Genomic DNA, 22,912 nt, shown 5'->3' with positions numbered 1-22,912 from the left:
CGATGAAGCAATACGTCGTCGGCATCGACCTGGGGACGAGCAATACCGTCGTGGCGTACGTGGAGGCAGGCGGCGACGCCATCCGCGTGTTCGACGTGGAGCAGCTCACCGGCCTCGGGGAAGTGGGCGCGGAAAAGATGCTGCCTTCCGCGCGTTATCACCCGGCGGCGGGCGAGCTTGCGGCGGGCGATCTGCGCTTGCCGTGGAGCGCGCCAACGCCCGGCGACGAAGCCGTCATCGGCCGACTCGCGCGCACACTCGGTGCGCAGGTGCCCGGCCGGCTCGTAGCGAGCGCGAAAAGCTGGCTCTCGCATGCGGCGGTGGACCGACTCGCGCCGATCCTGCCGTGGGGTGCGCCCGACGACGTCGCCAAGGTTTCGCCGGTGGCCGCGAGCGCGAGCTATCTCGCGCACGTGCGCGCCGCGTGGAACCATCGTTTCCCGCATGCGCCGCTCGAAGATCAGGACGTGGTGCTCACCGTGCCCGCCTCGTTCGACGACGGCGCGCGTGCGCTCACGCTCGAAGCGGCGCGCATGGCGAAATTGCCCGCGCTACGCCTGCTCGAAGAACCGCAGGCCGCGTTCTACGACTGGCTGTATCACCATCGCGCGACTCTCGATGCGGAGCTAGGCGCGTCGCGTCTCGTGCTCGTGTGCGACGTGGGCGGCGGCACGACCGACCTCACGCTCATCAAGGTGCAGTTCGAGGGCGGCGAGCCGCAGCTCACGCGCATAGGCGTGGGCAATCATCTGATGCTCGGCGGCGACAACATGGATCTCGCGCTCGCGCATCTGGCGGAAAGCCGGCTCGCGAACGCGCAAACGCGCCTGAGCGCCGCGAGCCTTTCGCAGCTCGTGGAGCGCTGCCGCGTCGCGAAGGAGCAGTTGCTCGACGCCAACGCGCCCGAGTCCGTGCCGATCACGCTGCTCGGCGCGGGTGCGCGTCTGGTGGGCGGTGCGCGCACCACGCAGCTCGGCCGCGAGGAAGTCGCGCAGATCGTGGTGGACGGCTTCTTCCCGATGGGCACCGCCGGCGACCTGCCGCGCCGCTCGCGCGCGGCGATCGTCGAGTTCGGCTTGCCCTATGCCGCCGATCCGGCCATCACGCGCCATATCGCGGCGTTTTTGCAGCGCTTCGCCGCGCAGTCGCGCGAGGCGCTCGGTTCTTCTGGTGCTTCCGGTGAAACGGAAACCGCGCTGCCCATGCCCGACGCGCTGCTGCTCAACGGCGGCGTGTTCCGCGCTCGCTCGCTTGCGCAGCGTCTGGCCGATACGCTCGGCACGTGGCGCGGCGAGCCCCTCAACGTGCTGCAAAACAATCAGCCCGACGTGGCTGTCGCGCGTGGCGCCGTCGCCTATGCGCTTGCTCGGGCAGGCAACGCGCCGCGTATTGGCGGCGGCTCGCCGCGCAGCTACTTTCTCGTGCTCGATGAAGGAGCCGGAGCCGATGCCGCTCCGCGCGGCGTGTGCGTCCTGCCGCGCGGCACGGAGGAAGGCCACGAGCTGCATCTGGACGACCGCACGTTCGCATTGCAACTGGGCCAGCCGGTGCAGTTCCACCTCGCGTCGACGGTGACCGACACCGCATGGCAACCCGGCGAGCTGGCCGACCTTGTGGCGGGCGACTTCGTGCGTCTGCCGCCGCTCGCGACCGTGGTGCCCGCAGGCGGCGATGCAAAGACGGCGCGCGAGCGCCCCGTCAAGCTCACGACCGCGCTCACCGAAGTCGGCACGCTGGAGATGCACTGCATCGCCACCGACGACGCCTCGCAGCGCTGGCTGCTCGAATTCGCACTGCGCCGCGCGGAGCACGAAGGCGGCGCAGGCGCGATGAACGGCGAGTCGCGCCACGCGGCCCTCGACGAAGCCATCGAAGCGATCGAACGCGTGTTCGGTGCGCGCTCCGTCAAGGTCGACGCGAAGGAAGTGAAGCGCTTACGCGCGCATCTCGAAGAGCGGCTCGGGCCGCGCCAGAACTGGGATGGCCCGCTCCTGCGCGAGCTGTTCGGCGCGCTCTGGGAACGCGCGGGCAAACGCCGGCGCTCCGCCGATCACGAACGCCTGTGGCTCAACCTCGCCGGCTTCTGCCTGCGTCCCGGCTTCGGCTATCCGCTGGACGAATGGCGCGTCGAGCAACTCTGGTCGCTCTTCGACGACGGCATTCAGTTCGTCAACGAAGGCCAGGTGTGGTCGGAGTGGTGGACGCTCTGGCGGCGCGCGGCGGGCGGCCTGAACGAGGCGCAGCAGCACGAGGTGCTGGAGGCGATGACGTACCTCGAAGAGGCCGCCGGGTCGAAGCGCCACAAGCTGCCCTTCGACCCCGCGAAACTTGGCGTGCCGGACATGATCCGGCTCTATGCGTCGCTCGAACAGATTGCGGCCGAGCGCAAGATCGAGATCGGCGAGCGGCTGTTGCAGCGGCTCCAGAAGCCTTCCGAGAATCATCAGACGTGGTGGGCCGTGGGCCGCATCGGCGCGCGCCAGCCGTTCTACGGCAGCGCGCACGGCGTGGTGCCGCCGCAAACCGCAGCGCTGTGGCTCGACGCGATTCTCGCGCTCGACTGGAAGAAGATCGAACCGGCGATGTTCGCCGCCGCGCAAATCGCGCGCATGACGGGCGACCGTTCGCGCGACCTGCCCGCCGAGTTGCGCGAAACCGTGGCGCGCCGCATGGAGTCGGCGAACGGGCCGCCCACGTGGGTCACGATGGTGCGCGAAGTCGTCGCGCTCGATACGGCGGACACGGGCCGGGTGTTCGGCGAGGCGCTTCCGGCGGGGCTGAAGCTGCTCGCGGGCTGAGCGCGGACTGAGCGACGCGTGACTTCTGCAGGAAGCCCGGCGCGCGTATGATCGAACGCCTGATTCCAACCGAAACACAGCGGACTGATCTGCCCATGAATTCTCCTGCCGATGCTTCCTCGCCGCGCGCCTTGCGCGCGCTCTCGCCCATCGAGGCGCGTATCGTCGGCGTGCTGGTCGAAAAGCAGCACACGGTGCCCGACACCTATCCGCTCTCGCTCAACGCGCTCACGCTCGGCTGCAACCAGAAGACCGCGCGTACTCCGGTCATGAATGTGAGCGAAGCCGAAGTCCTGGCCGCCATCGAAGACCTCAAGCTGCTGAGCCTCGTGTTCGAAGGCAGCAGCAGCCGCGTGCCGCGCTTCGAGCACAACCTGAACCGCGTGCTCGGCGTGCCGAGCCAGGCCGTTGCGCTCCTGACCGTGCTGCTGCTGCGCGGCGCGCAGACGGCGGCGGAATTGCGCCTGAACTCGTCGCGCCTGCACGGATTCGCCGATGTCTCGTCGGTCGAAGGCTTCCTGGAAGAACTGGCCGAACGCGAACCGCCGCTCGTCGTGAAGCTGCCGCGCGCGCCGGGCGAGCGCGAAAGCCGCTGGATGCATCTGCTGTGCGGCGAGGTCAACACGGCGAGTTTCGTCGCAGCGGGGACCATCGCGCCCGGGGCGCGCGAGGAGGCCGGCGAGAGCGTTTCGCTCGCGGACTTCGAAGCGGTACGCGCCGAACAGCAGCGCCTCGCCGATGAAGTCGCGCGCCTGCAAACGCTCGTCGCGCGCATGGCCGCCGAGCTGGGCATGTCGCTCGACTGAGCGCCTTCACGCCGCCGTCGCGCCATGGACACCGCCGCATCCTCCGCCCAGCGCCTGCGTCAGGTGCGCGACCTGCCATGCCCGCGCGGCTTGCCGCTCATCGGCAATCTGCATCAGTTGAACGCGCCTAAGCTGCATCGCGTGCTCGAACAGTGGGCGGAGGAACTCGGCACGCCGTATCGTTTCCAGATCTGCGGCATGCCGGTCACGGTATGGAGCGACGCGGAGCTGAGCCAGAGCGTGATGCGCGAGCGTCCGCATCGCTACCGGCGTTACGCGTCGCTCGAACCCGTGCTCGCCGAAATCGGCTGCAACGGCGTGTTCTCGGCTGAAGGCGCGGCATGGGAGCCGCAGCGCCGGCTCGTCATGCAGGCGCTTTCCGTGCCGCACATCCGCGCGTTCTATCCCACGCTGCAAGCGATCACGGCGCGTCTGCACGACCGTTGGCAACGCGCGGCCGAGCATGGCGACGTGGTCGAGATGACCGACGACCTCAAGCGTTACACGGTGGATGTGACGAGCGCGCTCGCATTCGGCGAAGACCCGCGCACGCTCGAACAGGAGCGCGGCGTCATTCAGGAGCATCTCGCGCAGATCTTCCCGACGCTCATGCATCGCGTGAACGCGCCGTTCCCGTACTGGCGCTATGTGCGTTTGCCGCGCGACCGCCGCACGGACCGGGCGCTCGCCGAAGTGCATCGCACGATCCGCGGCATGATGGCGCGCTCGCGCGAGCGCATGCGCGACGAGCCGTCGGATACGCCGCGCCATCTGCTCGAAGCGATGCTCGCGCTGCGCGATGCGCCAGGCTCAGACGTGACTGACGACATCATCGCCGCGAACGTGCTCACGCTGCTGCTGGCGGGCGAGGACACTACGGCCAATGCGCTCGCGTGGTCGCTCTACTATCTAAGCGCCGACGAACCGCTGCAGCAGCGCCTCGCGAGCGAAGCGCACGCGGTGTTGGGCGCACATGCGGTGTGTCCGGACTACGGCCTCGTGAAGGGCCTGGATCTGTTCGAAGCCGTGTGCAACGAAACGCTGCGCTTGCGTCCGGTGGCCGCGATCATGGCGTTCGAGCCCATAGAGAATGTGCAGGTGGGCGACGTCGCGTTGCCCGCCGGTTCGAAGATGTTTTTCCTCACGCGTCCACCCATGCTCGATGCGCGCCACTACTCGCAGCCGGGGCGCTTCGATCCCGAGCGCTGGCTGCGTGGCCATGCGAGTGTCGATGCGCGTGTGCACGATCCGCGTGCGTGGGTGCAGTTTGGCGCGGGGCCGCGTGTGTGTCCGGGGCGGCATCTGGCCGCCATGGAAATGCGCCTCGTGCTCTCCACGCTGATGAACCGCTTCAAGGTGAAGCTGGCCGTCGATCCCTCGACGATCGAGGAGATCACGGCGTTCGCGATGGTGCCAAACCGCATGCCGGTGCGGCTGGAATTGCGGCCAACGGTTGAGTCGCGTCGACCACAAACGACGTATCAACCGGGCCGTGACTGACGTCTCAACCTTGCGTGATGAAGGTATGGACGTGGGTGTTGAAGAGGTCGGGGTGCGTGCCATTCATGCCGTGCGTGGCGCCCTTGATCGTGACGCGCCGTGCGAACTCGATCCACTCGTCCAGCGCTTCGACGTTGTTGCGGAACATGAGCGGGCTGCGCTGGCCGTCGATCAGCAGCGTGCGGCACTTGATCTCGCCGGCGGCGCGCGGCGCATAAGGCGGCAGCGGGTCCTGCAACTGCTTGGGCAGCGTCGTGGCGTTGGCGATGGCCATCTGGCGAAACGCCGCCGAGCCTTTCTTCCAGGCACCCGGCACGCTCACGGAGTCAACGAACAACTCGAGTCCCGCTTCGACGTCGCCGGCGTGGATGAGGTCGGCTGCGCGCGTGCGCAGTGCGTTGGTGGCGGGAGGCAGCGCGGCTTCGTCGTCGTCCACGCGCGAGAGCGGACCGCCCGGGTCGGCCAGCACCAGCGTGCGCACGAGGCGCGGATAGCGGCGCGCGAGATGCCACGCCACACAGCCGCCACGCGAATGGCCCACGAGGTGCACCGATTCGAGGCCGAGCGCGGTGATGAAATCGGCCAGCTCGGTAACGTGGCTCTCCCAGCCAAAATCGCCCTGGATGCAGGCGTCCGCCGCGGGCCAGTAGTGGCTCAGGCTCGGCGCGATGCAGCGGAAATGCTCCGACAGGCCGTTGAGCTGCGGCATCCAGTAGCGGTAATCACAGAGCGATCCATGGACGAACAGCAGCGGCTCGCCATCGCCGCGCTCGAGGAACGGCAGGGCAATGCCCGAGTGCAACGTGGCGTACGACAGGTCGGGCGCGGCGAGTAAAGAGGGATCGATGCGTTGGTTCAAGGAGTGGCTCCGAGCGTATGAGCGTCACTTTGCCGCAAGCGCACGATTAAGGGAAACTCAATAAACTGAAGGAATCGATAAGGTTTTCTGATTCTAAAAAGGGGCGTAACGCGGCGAGGCCCGCCGGGCGGGGCTGTTCTCTTTCAGCGCTGAAAGCAAGCGCGCGTGCCCGCGCGGCTGGCGGCGTGGCGCGCGGGTGCCGGATTGTGGTTTGCGCGACAATCGCCGCGTTCGCGGCGGCGGATTTACGCTTTCGGTGCAACGAGATTGGCGTCACGCGCGAGCAGCCAGCGACCGCTCGCATCCTTGCGCACCAGCGTGAGCGTGTAGCCGGCACGCCGCATCGGCTGGGCTGCGCCTGGCGGCGTGATGGAGATGTCGATGCGATTGCGCAAAAAGGCCCAATCGCCCAGCACTTGCAGTTCTACGATCTCAGCCGTGCCCTCTATGCGCATGTCTTGTTGCGCTTGCGAAGCCGCGGCGAACGCGGCCTTGCCGAACGGCTCCTGGCCGGGCACCGTGAACACCACGTCGTCGGTCATCAGGCTCAGCACCTTGGCCGTGTCGCCGGCGCGGCTGGCCTCCATCCAGGTTTGCACCAGCTCTCGAATTGCACGTTCGTCATCGGTCATCGTGGACTCCCTCGTTGTTCAGTTCGACGATCCTCGAATGCGTCGAGCGACGCATCAAAACGCACTGCGATAAGCAAACAGGCCCGGTAAGCCGCCAGTCATGACGAAGAGGACGTTCTCGCCGCGTGCAAAACGTCCCGATCGCGCGGCTTGCACGAGACCGGCGAACGTCTTGCCGCCGTACACGGGGTCGATCAACAGGCCTTCTTTCGAAGCGACGAGCCGCACGGCTTCGCGCATCGCGTCGGTCGGAATGCCGTAGCCGTCGCCGAGTTGTGCTTCGTCGATCACGATCGACTGGCCCTCGATACGTCGCGCCGGATCGATCAGTTCGAGCGTCTTGCTGGCCTTTTCGAGCGTTGTGGCATGGGCCTGCTCGGCCTTCGCGAGGACGGTGTATGCAAGCACGAGGCTCGGCTCGATGCCCAGCGCCGCGAAGCCGGCGGCGAGCCCCGCGTGCATGCCGCCGCTGCCGTTGGGCACGACGATGCGCGTGAAGCTCAATCCCTGCGCATGGGCCTGCGTCATGATCTCGGCGGCACACGCCGCGTAGCCCAGACATCCCACCGGGCTCGACCCGCCCAGCGGGCACACGTAGACCTTGCGGCCCTGGCCACGCAACTCGTCGGCACGCGCCTGGGCGAACTCCAGCGCATTCGCTGTGCCGGGCAAATCGTGCACGCGTGCGCCGAGCAGGTCGTCGAGCAGGATGTTGCCGTTCTCCAGATACTCGAAGTCGTCGCGCGGCACGGCGCGCGTGAGCACGAGTTCGCACTGCAAGCCTGCTTGTGCCGCCGCGGCCGCCGTCAAGCGCGCATGGTTCGACTGGCGCGCGCCCACGGTGATGATGGTGTCCGCGTCCGCAGCCAGCGCTTCGCCCACCAGGAACTCGAGCTTGCGCAGCTTGTTGCCGCCGCCGCCGAGGCCGGTCAGATCGTCGCGCTTGACATAGACATTCACGCCCCCAAGTTCGTGGCTTAGTCGCGGCAAGGGCTGGATCAGCGTGGGTCCTTCCAGCAGTGTGCGGCGCGCATGCCGCGAAAGATCGAGCTGATACGGGGACGCGGCATGCGTCGTGGCATTCGTTACGGTAGTCATCGGACTCTCGCTGTCTCGCAGTTTGGGATAGGCGTGTGGCTGGCGGCATTTACGTTTGCCGAGCGTCGAATAATAACCAGGGTAATTCTCGAATAATGCGCAACGCCTCAGGGTTCTCACGTCCACGTAATTCCGTATTGCGTCGCAGCAAGGAGCTTTTTAGACTGATTCTTATCCAGGCAATCGTCCGAGACGATATTCCCACTACGGGAGGCTTCACATGAATATTTTTCAATCGCCGAGCCAACCATCGAGTCCAAGGCTGCACGTATTCGAACAGGAAGGCGGCTGGCACTGGGGTATCACCATAGAGCGTTCGGCAGGCGGCGGGTTCAAGGTCATCGCGTACAGCGAGAGGACGTTCCGCGCCGAAGACGAAGCACAATCCGACGGCGACCGCGCCCTCGTCAATCTCGCCGAACTAGTTTGAGCCGCGCGCCGCGCGGCTTCATGTTTTCGCGTCTGCGGCACCTTTCCTCGCATCCTTACTCGTTTGCGGCCCGCGCTCCCCACGCTGCGCCGGAATCGACGTTTCTTTTCGTCTGATCGCTTCGCGTGCATGCGCTCATGCCGCGTCCATCGGCCTCAGTGACCGATCGTGCGACGTTTGCTAAAAATCAGCGCGCAGATCGATGTGCCCCGGTATCTTGAAAAATTGCCCGAGAGGGCTTTTCATACCGTTGCTGAACGCCGTCACTGTCCTTCATGAACTCACCCGCGCCGCGCCCCTCGCCAACACTTGCGCCCGATCTGCAACTGGGCGAACCGATGACCGATACGATGCATGCCGAATTCGTCGCGCTGCTCGACGCGCTCGCGTGCGCGAGTGACGAAACCTGGATCGGCGCGTTCGATGCGTGGACGGCACATACGAAGCAGCACTTCGCGCAGGAAGAGGCGTGGATGGAGGAAATGAACTTCGGTCCGCGCCATTGCCATGGAAGCCAGCATCGGCACGTCCTCAATGTGGCCGGCGAGGTGCGCAGGCAAGTCGCCGACGAGGGGCGCTTCGACACGGGGCGGCAACTGGTGGGCGAACTGCGCGAATGGTTCGCCTGGCACGTGAAGTCGATGGACGCGCTCATGGTCGAAGCCCTGCGCGCACGCGGCATCGCGCAGATCGATCACGTCGACCAGATTGTTTGAGTCACATTCAAATCGTTCGATTCATGCAAGCAGATATCGTTATCGTGGGCGCCGGGCCGGTGGGGCTCTGTCTCGCGCGCGCGCTCAGTGGCGTTGGCCTCAAGATCGTCATGGTCGAGCAGCAGGGCCTCGCCGACATCAGCGAGCCGCAGTTCGACGGGCGCGAGATCGCGCTGACCCAGAAGTCGGTGCGCTTGATGCGCAAGTTCGGGCTGTGGGATCTCATCGATCCGCACGCGCGTGCCCCGCTTTGCAGCGCCAGGGTGTTCAATGGCCCCTCGCCGGGCGCGCTCGAGATCGGGCACGAACTGAGCGGCCACGCGGAGCTGGGCTGGCTGGTCTCAAATCACCTGATTCGCAAGGCTGCCTACGAGGCGCTGCAGGAAAGCACGGCTGAGCATGGCGACGTGACGCTGCTCGCGGCGCAAAGGGTCAGCGGCGTGAAAGCCGGTGAAGATCTGGCGAGCGTGACACTGGAGGGCGGCGAGACGCTCTCGGCGAAGCTGATCGTCGCAGCGGACAGCCGCTTCTCGTCCACGCGCAAGATGATGGGCATTGCCGCCAACATGCACGATTTCGGCCGCGCCATGCTGGTTTGCCGCATGACGCACGAAGCGCCTCACGAACACGCTGCGTGGGAATGGTTCGGCTACGGTCAGACGCTCGCGTTGCTGCCCATGAACGCGGAGCGCTCGACGAACGCGCATCAGTCGTCGGTCGTGCTGACGCTGCCTGTGGGCCAGGTCAACGAGATTGCGGCGCTTGAGCCCGACGCGTTCGCGCGGCATATCGAAGATCGTTTCATGCACAGGCTGGGCGCGATGAAGCTGGCGAGCACCCGGCACGTTTATCCGCTCGTTGCGGTTTATCCGGAGCGCTTCGTCGGAAAACGCTTCGCGACGGTGGGCGATGCCGCGGTCGGCATGCATCCGGTGACCGCGCATGGGTTCAATTTCGGGCTCCTCGGCGTGGAAACCTTAGGTAACCGAATCATCGATGCGCTAAAGAGTGGCTGCGATATTGGGTCCCTTGCGGTCTTGCAGCGCTATGAGAGCCAGCACCGCCGCGCGACCAGGCCTCTCTATCTCGCGACCCGGTTCATCACCGACGTCTACACGAATAACACCGCGCCCGCGAAACTGGCGCGCGACTTCATGCTGCGCGCGGCATCGAAACTGACGCCGTTCAGGAAGGCCATTGCAGCTTCACTGACTGGCTGACTTCACGCTCCCTCGCGCACATACACCGCAACGATGCGCTCGAGGACAGCCACCGCGTTCGCCACGCCGTTTTCCGCACGCATCGTTTTGCCTAATGTGCGGGCGCGGCTTCGCACCGTTTCGCTGGCGGCGAAGTCGAGTGCGCTCGAGAACGCTTGGGCGCTGGGCTTGCGCCCGTCCACGGCTGCTGGCGCGACCCCCGCCTCGCGCAGGCGCTCCGCCCAGAAGAACTGATCGCCCGCGAACGGCGTCACAATGGAAGGCACCCCCGCGCGTGCTGCGGAGTGCGAAGTACCGGAGCCGCCGTGATGAATGACGGCGGCAGTGCGCGGGAGCAGCCAGTCGTGCGGCGTGTCGCCGACGACGAAAAAATTCTCAGGAAGCGCCTTCGGGTCGATGCCGCTCCAGCCCGGATAGAAGAGTGCGCGCCGGCCCTGCATGGCTTCGACCAGGGCATTGAGCAGCCGCACATTGTCGAAGCCCGTCATGCTGCCAAAGCCGATGTAGACGGGCGCGTCGCCCGCAGCGAGAAAGCGCGTTAGCGCATCCGGTGGCGTCCATGCCGGGCTCGGCGCCAGCCACTGTCCGCAGAGATGAGCGTTGCCGGGCCAGTCGGCAGGCGCGGCCAGCAAGCTCGGCGAGACGCCATAGACCATCGGGTGGTCCTTCCATACCGCCTTGCGCGGCGGCAGGCCGAACATCGCGCGCGCGGCGTTGGTCTTGTCGCGGAACGCCTTCCAGAGCATGCCGTTCACGAGGCCGTGGCTGGCGCGGTTGAGCACGCGCGGTACCCACCTGGGCGGCAAAAACGCCGAAGGGAAGGCCGCGGTCGGCGTGAGCGGGATCATGCCCGAGCCTATGCCTTTCACGCCGAGATACTCCGCCGCGGAAAGCCCCACGAACGCGGCCAGCCCGGCAACCAGAATCGCATCGCAGCCCTCGCTCTCCTCGACGATTGTGCGCATCCACGACTGCGCGTTTTCGTTGGCGATCTTCGCGAGCGCGCGTGCGGTCTCGTTGAAGCCGCCGCCTTTCGCGACGACGCTCGCGATAGCGTGGTCCGGGCGAAGCATGCCGCGAATGTCGCCGGCCAGCGCCGTGGCCGGCACGCCGAGTGCGTGGGCGCTGCCGAGCGTGGCGGCGTCGGCGAGCAGGCGCGCTTCGTGCCCGGCGTCCATCAAGCCACGGCACAACGCAGCGAACGGGCGCGCATCGCCCTCGGTGCCGTAGGTGGCGATAAGCAGCTTCATGGGGCCTTTCTCCTCGATTTCGGCACGACCTTCGCGGGTGCTTTCCGGGGCGCCTGTGCCGGAAGGGCCGCGCCGTGCAGGAACAAATCGACAGCTGCGGCAAACTCCTTGCGCAGTTTCAGGCGTGGTTCGGCGAGCCAGCGCAGCATGGCGCAGAGGTAGAGGTGGTGGAACGAAAGCGCAAGCCGCGCCGCGTCGAGATCGTCGCGCAATTCGCCTTGCGCCTGCGCGCGCCGGACGAGCCAGGCAAAGGTATCGGCGATGTCGCTCAATTGCTCGCTGTCCCGCGACGGAGAGGGCTCCGTGCCGATGCCAAGAAAGCGAAACCGCAGGTAAGGCGCGAGGTAGTCCGGGTGCGCCTCACACCAGCTCGCGGAATGATCGAGCACGAGCCGCACGCCCGCGGCGAAACCCGGCGTGCCTTCGAGCCTGGCGTGCAGCGCCGCGAGATTCGCTCCCAGTTCGAGATGCAGCCAATGGGCGAGCACCGCCTCTTTCACCGGGAAATGGTTGTACAGCGTGCCCTTCGCCACGTCCGCGGCGGCGGCAATCTGCTCCATCGTCACCGGTTCGTAACCGTGAGCTTCGAATAGCGCGGCGGCGGTGCGCGCGAGATGTTCCAGAGTCTGCAGGCGTTTGCGATCGCGGCGGCCTGGCGGAGCGGACGTGGGCGCGGACATGTGAACGATGAATAATATTGAACGACGTTCAATATTATTCATCGTTCACAAATCGTCTGCAAGTGCTGGCTGAGGGGCGGATCAGTGATGCCAGAAGAGGGGATCCTGGCGAGAACGGCTGTCGCCCGCCTGCGCATACTGGCTTTCCCATGGCCACGTCCGGCCATTGTGCCTGCCGCCGGCAGGCCGGTGCTCGCCGCTGGCGAGCGTAAGCAGGTGCCTCGCTTCGCGGCTCGATGCGTCGACATCTACCGCTTGCCCCGCGTTTTGCCGCACACAGGCCCATTGGCGCTCGTGCTCGCATTGCCGCGCCTGACCGATCAACGCGTCGCGCTGCTGCTCGCGCGCGACGAGGTCGGTTTGCATTTGCTGCGCTTCCGGGTTGCCGGGCTCTACGGCAAGCGCGCTCGTGAGCGCCCTGCGTGCGGGCCAGAGGTTGTTCTTGTCGAGATTCAGGCGCGCGCTGGCCAGATTGCTCGCGACTTCGGGATGCGCACTCGCATAGCGCGGCGCGGCGGGCGCGTGTGAGGCGGCCGGCGCATTCCCCTGGGCGACGCGGTGCTGCGGTGCGCCCGCACGCGGCAGGAGCGTGTGTGGACGGTTAGTCAGCGTGGCGAGGGTGCCCTGAGTGCTCTGTGTGTTCTGTATGCCCTTCGCACCGCTCACGGACCCCTCGACCACCTGTACGCCGAGCTTCGGCTCCCATTCGCTGCGATGCAGGAACGCATAACCGCTGAGTGCGACCGCCAGCACGCCGAGACCCGCCCATGCATAGCGCGGCAGCCGCCGCCGTTCGGCGACTTGCTCCTCGTCGATCGACGGATACTCGCCGTTGTAGGTCCGATTGCCGCCAAGGCCGCCCGGGAGCGCGCGCAGGCGCTCGACTACCCCGTGCGCGTGTTCTCCCGGCACGTCCTCGCTCGCGGCGGCGATGCGGGAGGCCGCGGCCAGTTGATTCGCTCCGCATTGGGGGCAGAGTGCGAGCGCTGCATTGAATAGGGTCCCACAGTAGGGGCACTCCGACGGACCAGAATCGTCGTGACCAGGGGCGTTCAGCATGGGAGGAGCGCGCTTTCGCTTCGATTGACGAAGTGCCGCAAAATCGGTGCCTGATTTGCGCACTCATTTGAATATGGGCCACTTCGCCGCGAAGATCAATCGGCGGATTCAGCCAGTTTGGCGGATACGGACAGGCGATGGGCCGGCGAGTGTCGCCATGCCTTATGGCTGCACGCAGGGCTTCACGCAGGGCTTCACGCAGGACTTCACGCAGCCGACGATCGTGGCGATGGCGGGGGCATCCAGCGTCAAGCCGATGTGCCCAGAGCCCGGCACGAGCGTGACCGGCACGTGCGCGCCGGCTTCCTCGAACGCGGCAGCGTATTCGCCGGCGTGAAAGACCTCGTCTTCCGTGCCGGCCAGCACGTGCAGCGGTTGCCGCGCGCCGCGTATGTCCGCGCGATAGTCGTCGTGCGGGCGGAAATTCTGCATCAGGTTGAACGAATACTGCGGCGTCAGTTCGTCACGGACCTCGGGTGCGAGCGCGTAGGCGATCGTCGGCAGATGATTGAAGACGCGGATGCGCAGGCCGTTGAGCATGGCGAGCACGACGAGGCGCGGTATGCCGACCGACACCCAGCCGCCGACCTCGTTGCGCGTGGTGCGCGCCTTATGGTGGAGGAAGGGCGCGAGCAGCACATAACGCTCGAACAGACGCTGACGTGCGCTGCCTGCAAAGCGCAGCGCGAAGCCGCCGCCCGACGAAAAACCGATCAGCGTTTTTGGCAGCGCGGCCAGCTCGGCGGGCAATGCCGCGAGCAGATCTTCGAGGTCGTCTTCCAGCTGGCCGATGTAGGCGATCGTGCCCTTGCGCCCCGATTCGCCGTGGCCGCGTACATCGGGCACGCAGGCCGCGTAGCCCGCGGCGGCGAACTGGCGCGCGAGCGGGTGGAGGCTCGCGCTGCTTGCCGACGATCCGTGGATGAGCACGACACACGCTTGCGATGCGCCCGCTTGCGGAAGGTAGGCGCGCCAGGCGAGCGACGCACCGTCTCGCGCCGTATAACGGCGCAACGCAGGAAGGTCGGAAAAGTCGACTTCCTTGAACGGCGCATTGATCGATTCGAGCGGCTCGGGCTGCCTGGGGCCGCCCTTGACGAGCGCGACGGCCGCGGCAGCGATGGCGGCGAGCGGAACGGCTGCATACGAAGCGGCAAAGGCGCTGAAAGCCACGGGCGGGCCTCGTCTACGTTATGGGTTTATGGTCTTGCCGGCAGTGATGATAGCCGACTTGCCACCCATATCATCTGGTCTCCGAAACATTATGCGCGCCAGATTGCGACGCAGCGCGCTCAGATAAAGAGGGAGATGATGCCGCCCAGCGTAATGCCCGCCGCGATCCAGCGCCCGAGCGTATAGGTGTGGTTCGGGTCGGCGGGCGCGTCGGGACGCTCGAGCCCCAGCGCACCATACACGAGCGATTTCACGGGCTGCGCGTTGGCCGGCGTCGATGTCGCGTCGGTTGCGTCGCTCGTGTCGGCCGTATCGCCGGTATCGCCGGTAGCGCTGGTACCACTCGCGTCGGTTGCATCGCTCGCGTCGGCCGCGGCGTCGTCGCTGTCCGCCGTATCGTCCGTGGATGCGGCCGCATAGCCTTGCGGCGAAATTTGCACGGCATCGTCCTGCGATGCAGGCGACGCGACGTTCGTCGAATCGTCGCTCGACTGCGTGCCGTCCTGTTCTGCCTGGTCTGAAGCCGCGCCCGCACGGAGTGTGTTCGTGTTGGCGCTGCTGTTGGCGAACTGTGTCGCCGCCCCGATTTGCATGGTCGACTCCTTTCGACTTTCTTATGCCCAGAATAATCGCAGGTCCGGGTGCTGTAACGACTCACGAATAGCGCAGAAAAATTCGCGATATTCCGCGGCCAATTCTTTTGCGCAGCCTGCGACAATATCAATGTCCGTAACGTCGCGCGCATGCTGTCGCGCGACGAACGCGTGATCCTCCCCACCCGCAAGAAGAAGTACGTCTCGACGTCGCATGTGGATGAAGTCTCTGCGCCTCACAAATCCGGTCACGTTCGCGAAGAGGCGAGCTTGAAGCGCCTGTCACGCCGCGAGATTTTCGAGGCGCTTTATCGCACGCACTATCTGCAACTCCACACGCGCCTTCCCGATGCGCTCGAGCGCGATGGAAACGACGATTATTCGCAAAGCGGCGCGCAAATTGCCTGGGAGATCTGGCAGGCCGCCCATTCACACGCAATAGAGCTTGCGGCTCAGCAATGCGAACTGCGCCAGAATCAGCACGTTCATCAGGATCACAAAGCAATCTTCCGGATTTGCGCGCGCGATATTCGCGCTCTGCAGACGGATGCAGAGCGCGATGAGGATGTGACGTAAGGAGCGTGCCGCGTTCGCCTAGACGGGAACCGACGTGACGAGGCGCAAGCGGTTTGCGGAACGCTTGGGGTCGAGGGCGCGCGTGACTTCGGCGAGCGTGTCGCGCATGGTGCCCGAAAGTTCGCCCAGCGCCGCTGCAGCGCGGCCTCGCGTGGCGGAGGTGGCCGCCGGGGTGTCGGTTTCCGTACTACGGTTCGCGCGTGCAGCGCGCGTCATGCCGGCGCGAGCCGGCGGCACGCAAATGCAGCAGGCGGCAGGCTTGTGTGCGTCGCGCACGTGGCGCACGAAGCGGCCGGAGCAAACGGTGCAGCTCGACAGCGTGAGCAGGCCGCCTTCAAAAAAGCGCAGCAGCGTCCACGCCCGCGTGAAGCTCAGTACGCGTTCGGTCTCGGCGCTCTCGCAGTGCTCGAGGTACAGACGGTACGCACGCGTGAGGGCATCGAGCCGGCTGCATTTCGCTCTATCCGTCAGGAACAGATAGATGTTGTAGAAGAGCGACGCATGAATGTTCGGCAGCCACGTGAAATACCAGTCTGCCGAAAACGGCAACATACCCTTGGGGGGCGAAGCGTTCTTGAGTTCCCGATAAAGTCTGATCAAACGATTGCGCGAAAGCGTCAGCTCTTTTTCGAGCACAGGCATGCGTGCGCCCAGCTGGATCAGCTCGATTGCGCGCAGCACTTCACGCGCTTCTTCGGTCACACTGCCTTTGTACATGACGTGATACTCCGAGAGGCAGCCGATGACCGCCACGGTGGTCCAGGCGAATGCCTGAATTCACGGGCGATTATAAAAGCGCGACAAAGAGCGTCAAGAATAATATTTGGAAAGAACCTGAAATATCTATAAAGAAAATGCCCCGTGCAGCCGATATTCAGGCATGGCTTGAAACGGGAAATAACCGCGCATTAGCACGAGAATTACCTGTCTGGTGTAAATGGAAAGGTCTGGTAAGAATATAAGTACAAACCGGCGGAAAATATCGGTGCGCAATGCACCGTGAATCGGAAAAAATTATTACGGCGTTTTGCGCTTTTACCTTTTCATGCGAATCTGCCGGTAAACTGCGCCCTTTCCGAACGCATGCGACGCGCGACGTTGCAGCGGCCCGCTCGAACTGCGGGTTCCCTACATAAGCTGCCAACCGATGAATTTGCCTTTCTCCGCCTACACTTCTTCGTTCGCGCAGGCGCGTAAGCGTTTGCCTGTGGCCGCGACCGGCAACTTCAACCGCAGTGGCGGCAGCGCACTTGCCAACCCGCCGCGCCGCGCGCTGCTCAAGGGCACGGTGAGCTTGCTGGCGCTGAGCGGTTGCGCCAGCACGTTGTTGAGTGCGTGCGGCGGCGAATACACGGGAGGCGACGGCGCGCAGGATGCGCCGACGCCCGTCATCGGTTCCGTCGCGAACTTCCGCGATCTGGGCGGCGCTGCGCCGGGATACTCGACGAGCGACGGCGCGCACGTGCGCCGCGCCCTGATTTATCGCTCCGACGCGCTCACCCCGAACGCCGCCGACGCCGCCACGCTCGAGCGCATGGCGCTTTCCAACGTCTACGATCTGCGCACGCCTGCGGAAATCGACGCGGCGCCCGACGTGACGCCCAGCACCGCCAGTTACCTCGCGCTCAATGTGCTGGGCACGCTCGAGCCGCCTTCGTTCGCGGGCATGCTGGCCGGCGAGCTCGATGCCGCGATGCAAATGCATTGGCGCACGCTCGTGACAGGCCGCATGCAAAGCTCAATCTACGGGACGCTGCTCGAACACATCGCGGATGCGCCGGGGCCGCTGCTGATCACGGGTGGGACCGGTGTGGACGTGGTGGGTTGGGCGTGTGCGCTGTTGCTGCTGATCGCAAACGTGCCGCTCGAAATCATCGTGAAGGATTTCATGCTGACCGATGCGTGGCGCTCAACGGGCGCGGATTCGGCCAATCTGACGCCGCCCGTGCAGGCCAGCTACCTCCAGGCCGCGTTTGACGCGGTGCAGGGAAGCTACGGCGACCTCAACCGCTATCTCACCGTGGGTCTCGGCCTTGCGACCGACACGGTGAATCGTCTGCGCGGCCGGCTCGTGGTCTGAGCGGCGTGCAGCGATGAATCAACGGGTAATCAGAGGGCAATAGAGAACTTACGCGGCGGCCCGTGCATCGGCCGGCAGCGCGATACGCACGCGCAGCCCGCCTTCGGGGTGATTGGACAACTCGCAGCGGCCGCCCTGATTGCGCGTGAGGCGCGTCACGATGGCGAGCCCGAGCCCGCAATGGCCTTCGCCGCCACGCGCTTCGTCAAGGCGTACGAAGGGTTTGAGCGCCGCGGCCACGCGCTCGGGTGGGATGCCCGGGCCATGATCGCGCACTTCGACGATCCACTGCGTGCCTTCGCGGCGCGTGGCGATTTCCACGGGCGGCACGCCATGTTCGAGCGCATTGTCGACGAGATTCGACACCAGCCGGTCGAGCAGCGTACGCGGCAGCCGAAACGCCGAGCCCGCGCGCAGATCCAGCCTGAAGAGCGCATCGTCATCGTCGCCGGCATCGGAAAAGAACTGCTCGCGCAGCAGTGCATCGACTTCCACTTCGGGACCCGATTCGGGCCGCTGTCGCGCGAATTCCAGGAACTGCTGGACGATATCGTTCAGCGAATCGACTTCGCGGATGAGCTGTTCGCGCTCGCGCTCCGAACTCATCATGCTCGCCCGCAGTTTCAGGCGCGTGAGCGGCGACTTGAGATCGTGAGCGACGCCCGCGAGCATGACCGCCTGATCGTCGTCGGCTTCGTTGAGCTGCTTCATCATGCCGTTGAACGAGCCGATCAGTTCGCGCAATTCGCGCGGCCCGTGCTGCTTGACGGGCGCGGGACGATGGCCGGTGCCGAACGCACGCGCGGCCTGAGCCACGAGCGAAAGCGGCCGCTGCATTTGCCACATGGCGAGCAGCGCGAGCAGCAGCGAAATGGCGAGCATCGAACCGAACAGCGGCAGCAGATTGCGCGGCGGCGGCAGATCGACGGGTGCGACGATCCACGTGGGCTGGCCCGCGAAACGCACCCACAGCGCTTCACGATGACGCAGGTCGGCGAGAATCTCGGTGCCGGGCGGCAGGTCGCGCAGGAGTTGCTTGCGCAAGTCGGCGAGCGGCTCGCGCGTCGGCACTTCGAGCCGCACGTCGGCGGGCATGTTCCAGGTGGGCACGAGATGCACGCGCAGGGCCGGCGCGAGGTCCATTTCGTTGGGGGGCGCGCTGGGTGCCGCGCTCATCGCCGTACCGGGTGCCGCGCTTGTCGCGGCATGCAGCATGAGCAGCAGACCGCGCTCGAAGCCTTCCACTTCGTGGCGGCGCGGCTGCGGCGCGAACACGATGAACCAGCATGCCTGAATGGCGAACAGCAGGAGCGCGGACATCAGCGCCATGCGCCCGAACAGCGTATTCAACGGATTGTTCATGCGATTACGCGTTCAGGCTGCGGCCGCTGTCGTCTGCTGTGGGAGTGTCAATGTCGCCTTCGATGCCGACCCCGCTCTGCGGCACGAACACATAGCCCTTGCCGCGCAGGGTTTGAATGTAGCGCGGCTGCGCAGGGTTATCCTCGATCACGCGGCGCAAGCGCCAGACCGGTACGTCGAGACTGCGCTCGTTGAATTCCAGGCCGTCAGCGTGGAGCAGGTCGTGAATCAGCACGCGTGAAAGCACGCGATACGGATGCTCCGTGAAAATCTTCAGGAGCACGAACTCACTGCTGCGCAACGGCACGCGATTGCCGTCGCGTTCGAGTGTGCGTGCCATGAAATCGAGTTCGAAGGCGCCGAAGCGGTAGCGTTCGCGCGCCACAGGTGCGCCTGCGGGGCCGTTGCCGCGCCGGCGCAGTACGGTCTGGATACGCAGGAGCAATTCCTGGGGATCGAAGGGCTTGGCAACGTAGTCGTCGGCGCCGAGCGTGAGACCCGCAATGCGGTCGCCCACTGCGCCACGCGCAGAGGCGAAGATCACCGGGATGTCGTCACCCTGCGCGCGCAGGGCGGCGAGGGCGCGCAAGCCGTCGGTGCGCGGCATCATGACGTCGAGCACGACGACCGATGGTCGCTCGCGTTCGAGCCGCGCGCAGAGATGCGTGCCGTCGTGGAGCACCGAGGCTTCGAAACCGTTGGCTCGAAGAAAGCCGGAGAGGAGATCGCGCACGACCGGATCGTCGTCGACGATGAGAACGTGTGGACTCATCGCCTCATTTTATTTGATATCGACAACCGGCAGAACAGCGCGCGACCGCAGATTTCTTGCCTTAGCTTACATGGCTTCTTACTTCAGGGCGACGGCGCTTTGCTCGATCGACGCTTGCGTTGCATGCGCGGGTTCCGTCGATGCGACCGATGCGCAGTTGAGCGCGCTCACGCTCTGCTGTGCGCTCGCCTGATCAGCCGGCTTTGCGGCTGCGTCGTTGGCCGCAGGGCTCACGGACTGAGCGGGCGGCGTGTCGATGGACGCCATGCCTGCCGCTTTGGCGAACGCCGAGTTCGCGCCAGCCATTTTTGCGGTCATCGCCGAGACATCACCGGACGGCGCAACATCCTTCGCGGGCAGGCGATGGGCGTGCGCTTGCGCGAGACGCGTCTGGCGCGCATCGGCAGCCACGCCGCTCGGCATCTTTTGCAGGTGCAGCGGTTCATTGGCTTCGGCAGCAGCGACCTTCGCGCCTGCTTTCTTCACACTTTTCGCGCTGTCCGCGGCGGGTGCGGCCGCTGCGCCTTCGGTCTTCGGCGCGGGCGGGATGCCGTGCATTTCGAGCACGGCGTCCTGTGCCGACGGGGCCAGGTGCTGGTCCACGACGCCTTCCTGCACGCGGCGCACGGCAGCCTGCTTACCGTGCTTGAGATCGCCTTCGAGTTCGGCGATACGGCGGTCGTACCAGTCCGTCACGCACGCCTTGTCCTTGCAGTTGTGCTGACGCCATTGCCACTGGCTCACGCGGTCCGCTTCGAGCGCGGTCGTATCAGTGGTCGCGTCGAACGCGGTGCGATAGAGCGCAGCCAGTTTGTCGTCGAGCGCGGAGAGCGTCGGATCGTTGCACACGAGCCGCTCGGAAGCGGACGCGTTATGCGGGCAGTGGAAGCTTGCAGCATGCGCGAACGGCGAGCCAGCGAGCGACGCGAACAGCGCGATCGCAGCAGCGTTCAGGCCGCGCTTGAAGAAGGGGGCGCGACGGATTTTCGGTTCTCGGTTCATGGCAGCCATGATCATGTTGAAATAACAGGGGAAAAACAGAAGCAGCGTGTGGCTCGTCCGGCGTCGCAAACGCGCGAGGCGCCGCAGTGAGAACCGCGGTGAGAACGATAGCGCGGCGGTGAATCCGCAATGTCTCACTCAGCGGGGAGAATGCAGGAGCGCTTACGAAACATTACACACGCAGCCGTGCGCGGTAATGCCCGAAGGCCATCGAGTGCTTGTGGTGCGAGCCTTCACGCCGAGAACGTGCGTGCGATTGCCGTTCAATTCCTTACCGAACGGGAGGTTCTTGAAGAAGTGGAAAGTGGCATTCAACATTGACCGATGTCCCGGCCATCGCGCGTATCGCTTTGCACCGATCATGCGTGGCGAGTCCTGCAGGGAAGGTGTCATATTCCGCGCAGCCCATCAACGCATCGGGTATCCGCTCCCATGCCACATGAAATCGTGTCATACGTCAGCCGTGCCAGCGCGCGCACGGTGAAACTCGGCGCCGTATGCGCCGTGGCGCTCGCGCTCAACGGCTGCGCATGGACGCTCATCACCGCGGCAGATGCGACCGGCTCCGTGATTCAGGCGGGTTACGCGGTCGCGTCGAATTACTCCTCGCCCAAGTTCGTTTCGGGCCGGCCGGTCAATCTCAGTTCGATCTGCATCGAGAATAATCCCATGGTCACATCGGGAGACTTCGTGCCTTCGTTGCAACTCGTGCTCGCGCAGCGCGGCGTGACTTCAGACGTCTATGGCGCGGGAACCGAGCCTGTGAGTTGCGAAGGACGCCTCGTGTATAACGCATCGATCGAATTCGGCAAGCCGACGTTCAGTGACGAAAGCCGGGCCTATCTTTCGACGATCAATCTGACGATCTTCATGCACAACCATATTGCCGTTACGGGACGTTACGAAGTGCACGGCCTTGGCACCGACCGCTATTCGAGCGCGGCGGTGAAGCTCAAGGGGCTGTTGGACAGCATGGTGGTCGACCAGACGCAATTGGGCAATTCGTTCCAGTCCGCTTCGAGCGACCAGTAAAACGGGTCTCCCGCGCGAGGCGTGGGAAAGGATTGGTAAGGCTGCGGGCCTGTACCGGCTCGTTCTCGTCCCTTACGATTTACGCATGGCAAATAATATCTTTCTCGTCGACGACGATCCGGTCGTGCGCGACGTCACGGCCGAGTATCTGCAGATGCGTGGCTTTACAGTCACGACGCTGCCATCCGTGCGCGCGATGCAGGAGCGGCTGCGCTCCGAGCGGCCGCAGGTTGTCGTGCTCGATATCATGATGCCGGAAGTGGATGGCATCAGCGCGCTGCGCGCCTTGCGCGAAAGCGGCGACGACTTGCCGGTCATCATGCTCACCGCGCGCAACGAAGTGATCGACCGCGTGCTGGGCCTCGAATTCGGCGCCGACGATTACGTGGGCAAGCCGTTCGATCCGGGCGAGCTGGTGGCGCGCATTCGTTCAGTGATGCGTCGACGCAGCATATCGAATCTCACGGGTGCGCCGGAGAGCCGGGAATCGTTTCGCTTTGGTCCTTTTGAACTCGATTTTCGTTCGCGGGAGCTGTATCGGGACGAAGTTCGCATGCCGCTGCGTTCTAGCGAATTCGCGTTTCTCAAGCTGTTCGTCAATCACTCGATGACGATTCTTTCGCGCGAACGCATTATCGAAATCGTGTACGGGGAGGCGGGGCGGTATCGGAACCGTAGTCTCGATGTCGCGATCTGGCGTTTGCGGCGGCTTATTGAAACCGATCCTTCTGAACCGCGGTATCTTCAGACGGTTTGGGGGCATGGGTATGTGTTTGTGCCCGATGGCGAGGTGGGGTTTGCCGAGCGGTTCGGCGAACAGGCTGGTCGGGAGCCGGCTGGTGAAGGCGGCAGTGAGTATGGGGATGAGTTTGAAGGTGAGATGCCCGAGGATGAGGAAGGCTGATTTTTTGGGCTCTGTTTTAAACCGTTGGCTTTTCCTTGTTTTCGCGGCGGTCTGCTAGCGTTGCCCCGCACAGGGGCCTGTCATAAATTTTGTGTGTAAGGCATAACATGTAGCTCAAGGAGCATGTATGCCACGCAAACCCAAGACGTCCCCCGAGGCCCTGACGGCGTTGCCGTCCATTCCGAAGGAACTGATCGACCAGTTCGTGAAGGGGCCGATGACGGCCGAAGCGGTGCATGCCGCCTCAGCGGCGTTCAAGAAGGCGCTGATCGAGCGGGCGCTGGGCGCCGAACTTGGACACCATCTGGGCTATCCGGCCGGCGCCGTGCGGCCCGAGAACGCGACCAACCAGCGCAACGGCAAGAGCGGC

The 22,912-nt window shown here is 65.1% G+C and carries 22 protein-coding genes and 1 pseudogene; 11 read left to right on the top strand and 12 right to left on the bottom strand.

All coding sequences use genetic code 11. The features are described 5' to 3' along the window. The first annotated feature begins 2 nt into the window (after positions 1-2). From E1N52_RS39905 to E1N52_RS39895, 3 genes are all read left to right on the top strand, one after another. On the top strand, positions 3-2,798 hold the full coding sequence (locus E1N52_RS39905; protein WP_133190260.1) for an Hsp70 family protein: 2,796 nt from the start codon (positions 3-5) through the stop codon (positions 2,796-2,798). 95 nt (positions 2,799-2,893) lie between these two features. After that, positions 2,894-3,604, top strand: coding sequence for a YceH family protein (locus E1N52_RS39900; protein ID WP_133190258.1), 711 nt, complete (start codon positions 2,894-2,896; stop codon positions 3,602-3,604). Positions 3,605-3,628: 24 nt separating this feature from the next. Next, positions 3,629-5,104 carry a cytochrome P450 gene (locus E1N52_RS39895; RefSeq protein ID WP_133190256.1) on the top strand — a complete coding sequence of 492 codons (1,476 nt, stop codon included), beginning with the start codon at positions 3,629-3,631 and terminating at the stop codon, positions 5,102-5,104. A 4-nt stretch (positions 5,105-5,108) separates the two neighbouring features. Here the strand turns inward: E1N52_RS39895 and E1N52_RS39890 are convergent, their stop codons facing one another. The 3 genes from E1N52_RS39890 to E1N52_RS39880 form a co-directional block, all read right to left on the bottom strand. Continuing rightward, positions 5,109-5,963, bottom strand: coding sequence for an alpha/beta fold hydrolase (locus E1N52_RS39890; protein WP_133190254.1), 855 nt, complete (start codon positions 5,961-5,963; stop codon positions 5,109-5,111). Positions 5,964-6,208: 245 nt separating this feature from the next. Then, positions 6,209-6,595, bottom strand: a complete 387-nt coding sequence (locus E1N52_RS39885; protein ID WP_133190252.1) for an SgcJ/EcaC family oxidoreductase — start codon at positions 6,593-6,595, stop codon at positions 6,209-6,211. Between the two features lie 54 nt (positions 6,596-6,649). After that, positions 6,650-7,693 (bottom strand): D-cysteine desulfhydrase family protein, encoded by a 1,044-nt coding sequence (locus E1N52_RS39880; protein WP_133190250.1) that lies wholly within the window; start codon positions 7,691-7,693, stop codon positions 6,650-6,652. 220 nt (positions 7,694-7,913) lie between these two features. Between E1N52_RS39880 and E1N52_RS39875 the strand changes: the two genes are divergently transcribed. The 3 genes from E1N52_RS39875 (at position 7,914) to ubiM (ending at position 10,059) form a co-directional block, all read left to right on the top strand. Next, entirely contained in the window at positions 7,914-8,123 is a 210-nt protein-coding gene (locus E1N52_RS39875) for a hypothetical protein (protein ID WP_133190248.1), read from the top strand. 275 nt (positions 8,124-8,398) lie between these two features. Continuing rightward, positions 8,399-8,839, top strand: a complete 441-nt coding sequence (locus E1N52_RS39870) for a hemerythrin domain-containing protein (RefSeq protein ID WP_133190246.1) — start codon at positions 8,399-8,401, stop codon at positions 8,837-8,839. Next, positions 8,740-10,059, top strand: a complete 1,320-nt coding sequence (gene ubiM / locus E1N52_RS39865; RefSeq protein WP_342777949.1) for a 5-demethoxyubiquinol-8 5-hydroxylase UbiM — start codon at positions 8,740-8,742, stop codon at positions 10,057-10,059. Before E1N52_RS39870 ends, ubiM begins: the two co-directional genes overlap by 100 nt. A 2-nt stretch (positions 10,060-10,061) precedes the next feature. Here the strand turns inward: ubiM and E1N52_RS39860 are convergent, their stop codons facing one another. The 5 genes from E1N52_RS39860 to E1N52_RS39840 form a co-directional block, all read right to left on the bottom strand. Next, positions 10,062-11,309 carry a glycosyltransferase gene (locus E1N52_RS39860; RefSeq protein ID WP_133190242.1) on the bottom strand — a complete coding sequence of 416 codons (1,248 nt, stop codon included), beginning with the start codon at positions 11,307-11,309 and terminating at the stop codon, positions 10,062-10,064. Then, positions 11,306-11,989: a TetR/AcrR family transcriptional regulator gene (locus E1N52_RS39855; protein WP_133190241.1), complete on the bottom strand. Its 684-nt coding sequence runs from the start codon at positions 11,987-11,989 to the stop codon at positions 11,306-11,308. Before E1N52_RS39855 ends, E1N52_RS39860 begins: the two co-directional genes overlap by 4 nt. Before the next feature lie 81 nt (positions 11,990-12,070). Beyond that, positions 12,071-12,901, bottom strand: a complete 831-nt coding sequence (locus E1N52_RS39850; RefSeq protein WP_133190240.1) for a hypothetical protein — start codon at positions 12,899-12,901, stop codon at positions 12,071-12,073. 309 nt (positions 12,902-13,210) lie between these two features. Further along, a complete protein-coding gene (locus E1N52_RS39845; protein WP_133190239.1) occupies positions 13,211-14,221 on the bottom strand; it encodes an alpha/beta hydrolase in 1,011 nt (336 codons plus the stop codon). Positions 14,222-14,340: 119 nt separating this feature from the next. Continuing rightward, positions 14,341-14,814 carry a hypothetical protein gene (locus E1N52_RS39840; protein ID WP_133190238.1) on the bottom strand — a complete coding sequence of 158 codons (474 nt, stop codon included), beginning with the start codon at positions 14,812-14,814 and terminating at the stop codon, positions 14,341-14,343. 150 nt (positions 14,815-14,964) lie between these two features. Here E1N52_RS39840 and E1N52_RS39835 point away from each other — a divergent pair, with 150 nt between their 5' ends. After that, positions 14,965-15,390 (top strand): phiTE_015 family protein, encoded by a 426-nt coding sequence (locus E1N52_RS39835; RefSeq protein ID WP_133190237.1) that lies wholly within the window; start codon positions 14,965-14,967, stop codon positions 15,388-15,390. Positions 15,391-15,408: 18 nt separating this feature from the next. On the opposite strand, the gene flhC is transcribed toward E1N52_RS39835, so the two are convergent. Continuing rightward, the gene (gene flhC / locus E1N52_RS39830; RefSeq protein WP_133190236.1) at positions 15,409-16,107 is read right to left on the bottom strand and encodes a flagellar transcriptional regulator FlhC; all 699 of its coding nucleotides are present in this window, start codon (positions 16,105-16,107) and stop codon (positions 15,409-15,411) included. Positions 16,108-16,537: 430 nt separating this feature from the next. Here flhC and E1N52_RS39825 point away from each other — a divergent pair, with 430 nt between their 5' ends. Beyond that, on the top strand, positions 16,538-17,470 hold the full coding sequence (locus tag E1N52_RS39825) for a tyrosine-protein phosphatase (RefSeq protein WP_133190234.1): 933 nt from the start codon (positions 16,538-16,540) through the stop codon (positions 17,468-17,470). A gap of 48 nt (positions 17,471-17,518) precedes the next feature. Here the strand turns inward: E1N52_RS39825 and E1N52_RS39820 are convergent, their stop codons facing one another. From E1N52_RS39820 to E1N52_RS39810, 3 genes are all read right to left on the bottom strand, one after another. After that, positions 17,519-18,832 (bottom strand): ATP-binding protein, encoded by a 1,314-nt coding sequence (locus E1N52_RS39820; protein ID WP_133190233.1) that lies wholly within the window; start codon positions 18,830-18,832, stop codon positions 17,519-17,521. Positions 18,833-18,836: 4 nt separating this feature from the next. Continuing rightward, positions 18,837-19,604, bottom strand: a complete 768-nt coding sequence (locus E1N52_RS39815) for a response regulator (protein ID WP_133190232.1) — start codon at positions 19,602-19,604, stop codon at positions 18,837-18,839. Between the two features lie 78 nt (positions 19,605-19,682). Continuing rightward, entirely contained in the window at positions 19,683-20,606 is a 924-nt protein-coding gene (locus E1N52_RS39810; RefSeq protein WP_133190231.1) for a lysozyme inhibitor LprI family protein, read from the bottom strand. A gap of 447 nt (positions 20,607-21,053) precedes the next feature. On the opposite strand from E1N52_RS39810, the gene E1N52_RS39805 reads away from it, so the two are divergent. The 3 genes and pseudogenes from E1N52_RS39805 to E1N52_RS39795 form a co-directional block, all read left to right on the top strand. After that, positions 21,054-21,638, top strand: a complete 585-nt coding sequence (locus tag E1N52_RS39805; protein WP_246089425.1) for a hypothetical protein — start codon at positions 21,054-21,056, stop codon at positions 21,636-21,638. Between the two features lie 85 nt (positions 21,639-21,723). After that, the gene (locus E1N52_RS39800; RefSeq protein WP_133190230.1) at positions 21,724-22,542 is read left to right on the top strand and encodes a response regulator; all 819 of its coding nucleotides are present in this window, start codon (positions 21,724-21,726) and stop codon (positions 22,540-22,542) included. Positions 22,543-22,669: 127 nt separating this feature from the next. After that, positions 22,670-22,912 (top strand): annotated as a pseudogene (locus tag E1N52_RS39795) (IS256 family transposase); the annotation flags it as partial.

Source organism: Paraburkholderia guartelaensis (genome assembly GCF_004353905.1).
GTDB classification, from domain to species: Bacteria; Pseudomonadota; Gammaproteobacteria; order Burkholderiales; family Burkholderiaceae; genus Paraburkholderia; species Paraburkholderia guartelaensis.
The sequence above is the reverse complement of the archived record's forward strand: the minus strand, read 5'-3'. Positions and strand labels throughout refer to the sequence as shown.